The following is a 4,573-nucleotide window of genomic DNA, read 5'->3' as shown; positions in this document are numbered from 1 at the left end:
GATTATGCTCAAAAACGTTGGCGAAGCAGGTATCGATGTTGCTAATATCTCAGTCACCAAAGCCATGTCGATTCCAGCACTCGGCATGCTTGTTGGTTTACTGATTGCCGTCTTTATCAGCTATCGTAAACCGCGCCAGTATCAGCAGCTGGCAATTGATAAAGAAGCACGCGATGCTGTAGTAGAAGGTGATGCGTTAAGCAAAACCGCAGCTACTGCGCAGACACAAAGCAAGATGAAAACGTTGGTTGCGATTGCAGCGATTGTAACCGCTTTTGTCGTGCAGCTATATACTGACTCACTTTTGCTTGGTTCGATGTTTGGCTTTGGCGTCTTTATGGCAACCGGCGTCGTCAAGTGGCGTGATGCCGATACGGTCTTTAATGATGGTATCAAACTGATGGCGATGATTGGCTTTATCATGATTACTGCACAGGGCTTTGCTGAAGTCATGAAAGCGACCGAGCAAATTCAGCCATTGGTTGATGGGGCGGCCGCTTTATTTGGTGGTAATAAAGCGATGGCAGCATTTATTATGCTATTAATTGGCTTGATTGTGACCATGGGTATCGGTTCTTCATTCTCGACCATTCCTATTCTAGCCGCGATTTATGTGCCGCTCTGCATTTCGCTAGGCTTTTCGCCACTCGCGACGGTAGCTATTATCGGAACGGCTGGCGCGCTTGGTGATGCAGGTTCTCCAGCGTCAGATTCAACATTGGGGCCAACTTCTGGTCTAAACGTTGATGGGCAGCATGATCATATCAAAGACAGTGTGGTACCGACCTTTATCCATTACAACATTCCGTTATTGATATTTGGCTGGATTGCGGCGATGGTGCTTTAATTAACAATATAAACTCTTAATGTCGATATAAAAAAGGCGAGTGATTTCATAATCATTCGCCTTTTTGGTTTTTTATAGTCAGGGAAAAGTAATATCCATACATCATGTACTGCTGATATTAATTTTTCTTGCTTGCTGTGCCTACGCAGACAGAGGCTACAAAAAATTTATACCAGCAGTACTGTAGCGTTTTTAAGATATTTTAACTATATGATGATGTGATTTATGCCTTTCTTAATACGAATCATCAAAATCCTCAATCTCACTATTTAACCCACTCAAAAATTCATCACTCTGCGCCAGCAGCTCATTTAAGCGGCGTTCATTGATAACCCTTGCCAGCTCATCAGCGCTAAAAGACTGCTCCTGACTATAATATAGCAGCTCATAATCCGCTTTTTCTAACTCTTGCAAATGTTGTTCGACATTCTCTGCGCTAGAGTTAGCATCAATAGATTGTTTATCATTTTTCATCGAAACCACCTTAAGCCACGTGGTGTAATCAAACCATCTAACGGCACATCCCACGGCTGACGTTCTAGTTGCTCGACCACTTGGAAGTCATAACACCAGCCAATTTTTAATGGCCTTTTCGCGCCTGAGTGATAGCTTTTACCAAGGGTTGCATCATAAAATCCGCCACCCATGCCCATACGATTGCCGTTTTTATCGACCGCTACTAACGGACAGATAATGACGTCTAATTCTGCTGCCCACAATAATCTGCGATGATGGTTTTGTTTCATGCCTAAGCTGTGAATGCGTGTCGGTATATTTAACAGTTTTGCATGATAAATAGGCACAAAGCGCAGACGCTTATCATCGTTGCCATTGCTAGTACGACCAAACGATCCGACCACCGGCAAATACGGCAGATAGCCTAAGCTTTGACACCAGTCCAATAGTGGCTGAGTGGGTAGCTCACCAAAGCCATCATAATATAAGCCAATACGTGCACGCGGAGGCAGACGCTGCTGTAATTTGGTTAGATGCAAACCTGCTGAATGCGCCAATTGCCTACGTGTGCCTGCACTTAACTGGCGACGCTGGCGAGTAAAATGGCGTCTGGGCGGATTAGTTATTATTAACTCACTTTTCTCAGTATTTTTTATTTCAGGATGCATAGATAGAGTATCCGACGATGTAGGAAATCAATGGTGGCTGGTCGTTTTAGTTATCCGTAATGACTATTTGTCAATATTCAACGCGCCTTAGTCATGCTATCATAACGCCACTTTATATCGTGCTTTTCTTTCATGTGCAGCAGCTGTTGCATTTTTTATGAACAACCATTCATTAATAAACCATCGAAGAGGGTAGTTATGTCGACACAGAATCAGGCAACTCGTACCGAAAAAGACACTATGGGCAATGTGGAAGTCCCAGCTGATGCATATTGGGGTGCACAAACCCAGCGTAGCCGCGAAAATTTCAAAATCGGTGGCGAGACCTTGCCGCGTCCGATGATTGAAGCGATGGCACTGGTCAAAAAAGCCGCAGCGATTACCAATGCGAGCCTTGAGCGTATCGATACAGACAAGCGCGACCTTATCGTCCAAGCTGCTGATGAAGTTATCAACGGTGGTCTAACGGATCAGTTCCCGCTAGTCGTTTGGCAGACAGGTTCTGGCACCCAGTCAAATATGAACATGAACGAAGTATTGGCAAACCGTGCCAATGAAATCGCTGGTAACGAGCGTGGCAGCTACACACCGATTCATCCGAATGACCACGTCAACCATGCTCAATCTACCAATGATAGCTTCCCAACAGCGATTCGTGTTGCTGCTGCCCGTGAAATCAATGGTTTATTGATTCCAGCGGTAAAAGCGCTACGTGATACCTTGGATGCTAAAGCTAAAGAATTCGATAGCATTGTTAAAATCGGTCGTACGCATTTGCAAGACGCCACGCCTTTGACATTAGGTCAAGAGTTTAGCGGTTATGTTAGCCAACTTGACCATTCACTGGTACGTATCGATAATGCGCTACAGGGCTTGTATGAATTGCCACTAGGCGGTACGGCGGTAGGTACGGGTCTAAACGCCCATCCTGACTATGCGGTAAAATCAGCTGAGCAATTGGCGACATTGTCTGGTCTTCCATTTGTGACGTCACCAAATAAATTTGAAGCACTAGCTGCTCGTGATGCTGAAGTATTTGCTTCAGGCGCACTAAAAACGCTAGCAGGCAGCTTAAACAAAATCGCTAACGACGTACGTTGGTTGGCATCAGGTCCTCGTTGTGGTTTGGGCGAATTGACGATTCCTGAAAATGAGCCAGGCTCTTCTATTATGCCGGGTAAAGTGAACCCAACCCAGTCAGAAGCAATGACGATGGTTGTTGCGCAAGTTATGGGTAACGATGTAACTATCAGCATGGCAGGCGCGTCAGGTAACTTTGAGTTAAACGTCTACAAGCCAGTTATCGCGTTTAACCTATTGCAATCTATCAAACTGCTTGGCGATGCGTGCAATAGCTTTAACGAAAACTGTGCTGTTGGTATCCAGCCAGTAAAAGACAAAATCGATGACTTCTTACATAATTCATTAATGCTAGTGACTGCGCTTAACCGTCATGTTGGTTATGAGAACGCAGCAAAAATCGCTAAGACTGCTTATAAAGAAAACAAAACGTTGAAGCAAGTTGCGGTTGAGCTAGAATTGTTAACTGAAGCTCAGTTTGATGAGTGGGTTATTCCTGCTGATATGGTAAACCCTAAGTAAGCTATCTAGTACTTTCTTAGAGTAGTCAAAAGACCTTGTCACGTAATGTGGCAAGGTCTTTTTTATGTTTTATATATTTGGTGTAGGAGCTATTCCTGCTTTGCGCTACTAGCCTGTAGTCACTGTAAATACCCAATTTTTAACACAGTACATGAAAAAAGTGGAAGAGTAATGATAGCAAATATTATGAGCCCAATTCACCTTGGCGAAGTACTAAGAGAAGGTTTTCTTGAACCGCTCGATATGAGCGCCAATGCGTTAACAAACAAGTTAGGTGTCACACCTGCACGTATCAACGAAATTGTACGTGAGAAGCGAGGGATAATAGCAGACACAGCGTTGCGCTTAGCCAAGTATTTTGGTGGAAATGCCCAGTTTTGGCTAAACCTACAATCCACTTATGAGCTAGGTTTGGTTGAGACTGATGACCTCCAATTCTTAGATGATATTAAGCTTGTTAAGTATGCTTAAAAATATGAAAATCGCGTAAGAAAAAGGCACATGAATTATTCATGTGCCCTTAGTAATTCACTTATATTTTTATAAAAATGTATTAATTATTTGATTTCAAGCTTTTTATGCTCTGAGTCAGTCTCTTTAGGGAGCACTAGCTTCAGTACGCCATTCTCATAGGATGCTTCAGCCGCATCTACTTTTATCTTATCAGGCAACTGGAAGCTACGGGATACTGAGCCAAAATAACGCTCACTGCGCAAGACTTTATTACCGTCTTTTTGCTCATCTTTTTGCTCAATTTCAGCGCTAATAGAGATAACATCACCTGTAATCGACAAGTCAATATCTTCTTTGGACACGCCCGGAATCTCAGCATTCACATAAAATGTATTGTCTTTTTCATTGACGTCAATCTTGATTTGACTGATGCTAGGTAGTGCATCGCCATGAAGCGGACGCATTAAGAAGCTAGGTGCCGTCTCATCAAAAAAGTTGTCAAAGATTGAATTTCTAGTTACTAACTTACCCATAACACTCTCCTTGT

6 protein-coding genes are annotated in these 4,573 nt (G+C 43.3%); 3 read left to right on the top strand and 3 right to left on the bottom strand.

Annotated elements, in window-relative coordinates; all coding sequences use genetic code 11:
* Nucleotides 1-847 (top strand): Na+/H+ antiporter NhaC family protein (locus VLN09_RS05730; protein WP_325244529.1); only part of this gene is annotated, 847 nt, incomplete at its 5' end.
* Between the two features lie 234 nt (nt 848-1,081).
* On the opposite strand, the gene VLN09_RS05725 is transcribed toward VLN09_RS05730, so the two are convergent.
* Both VLN09_RS05725 and VLN09_RS05720 read right to left on the bottom strand, forming a co-directional pair.
* On the bottom strand, nt 1,082-1,321 hold the full coding sequence (locus VLN09_RS05725; protein WP_325244527.1) for a hypothetical protein: 240 nt from the start codon (nt 1,319-1,321) through the stop codon (nt 1,082-1,084).
* The gene (locus tag VLN09_RS05720; RefSeq protein ID WP_325244525.1) at nt 1,318-1,971 is read right to left on the bottom strand and encodes a 5-formyltetrahydrofolate cyclo-ligase; all 654 of its coding nucleotides are present in this window, start codon (nt 1,969-1,971) and stop codon (nt 1,318-1,320) included. The genes VLN09_RS05725 and VLN09_RS05720 overlap by 4 nt, the downstream gene beginning before the upstream one ends.
* A 198-nt stretch (nt 1,972-2,169) precedes the next feature.
* On the opposite strand from VLN09_RS05720, the gene fumC reads away from it, so the two are divergent.
* Together fumC and VLN09_RS05710 are read left to right on the top strand one after the other, a co-directional pair.
* Nucleotides 2,170-3,573, top strand: a complete 1,404-nt coding sequence (fumC, locus tag VLN09_RS05715; RefSeq protein WP_325244523.1) for a class II fumarate hydratase — start codon at nt 2,170-2,172, stop codon at nt 3,571-3,573.
* 186 nt (nt 3,574-3,759) lie between these two features.
* On the top strand, nt 3,760-4,044 hold the full coding sequence (locus tag VLN09_RS05710; RefSeq protein WP_325244521.1) for a HigA family addiction module antitoxin: 285 nt from the start codon (nt 3,760-3,762) through the stop codon (nt 4,042-4,044).
* Nucleotides 4,045-4,130: 86 nt separating this feature from the next.
* On the opposite strand, the gene VLN09_RS05705 is transcribed toward VLN09_RS05710, so the two are convergent.
* The gene (locus tag VLN09_RS05705; protein WP_325244519.1) at nt 4,131-4,559 is read right to left on the bottom strand and encodes an Hsp20/alpha crystallin family protein; all 429 of its coding nucleotides are present in this window, start codon (nt 4,557-4,559) and stop codon (nt 4,131-4,133) included.
* Nucleotides 4,560-4,573 lie beyond the last annotated feature (14 nt).

It is taken from the genome of Psychrobacter sp. (assembly GCF_035469765.1).
Classification (GTDB): domain Bacteria; phylum Pseudomonadota; class Gammaproteobacteria; order Pseudomonadales; family Moraxellaceae; genus Psychrobacter.
The sequence above is the reverse complement of the archived record's forward strand: the minus strand, read 5'-3'. Positions and strand labels throughout refer to the sequence as shown.

What these genes read in the sequence shown, in the direction of transcription:
- fumC (WP_325244523.1), top strand. Translation starts at nt 2,170, where the DNA reads ATGTCGACACAGAATCAGGCAACTCGTACCGAAAAAGACACTATGGGC.
- VLN09_RS05720 (WP_325244525.1), bottom strand. Translation starts at nt 1,971, where the DNA reads ATGCATCCTGAAATAAAAAATACTGAGAAAAGTGAGTTAATAATAACT.
- VLN09_RS05705 (WP_325244519.1), bottom strand. Translation starts at nt 4,559, where the DNA reads ATGGGTAAGTTAGTAACTAGAAATTCAATCTTTGACAACTTTTTTGAT.
- VLN09_RS05725 (WP_325244527.1), bottom strand. Translation starts at nt 1,321, where the DNA reads ATGAAAAATGATAAACAATCTATTGATGCTAACTCTAGCGCAGAGAAT.
- VLN09_RS05710 (WP_325244521.1), top strand. Translation starts at nt 3,760, where the DNA reads ATGAGCCCAATTCACCTTGGCGAAGTACTAAGAGAAGGTTTTCTTGAA.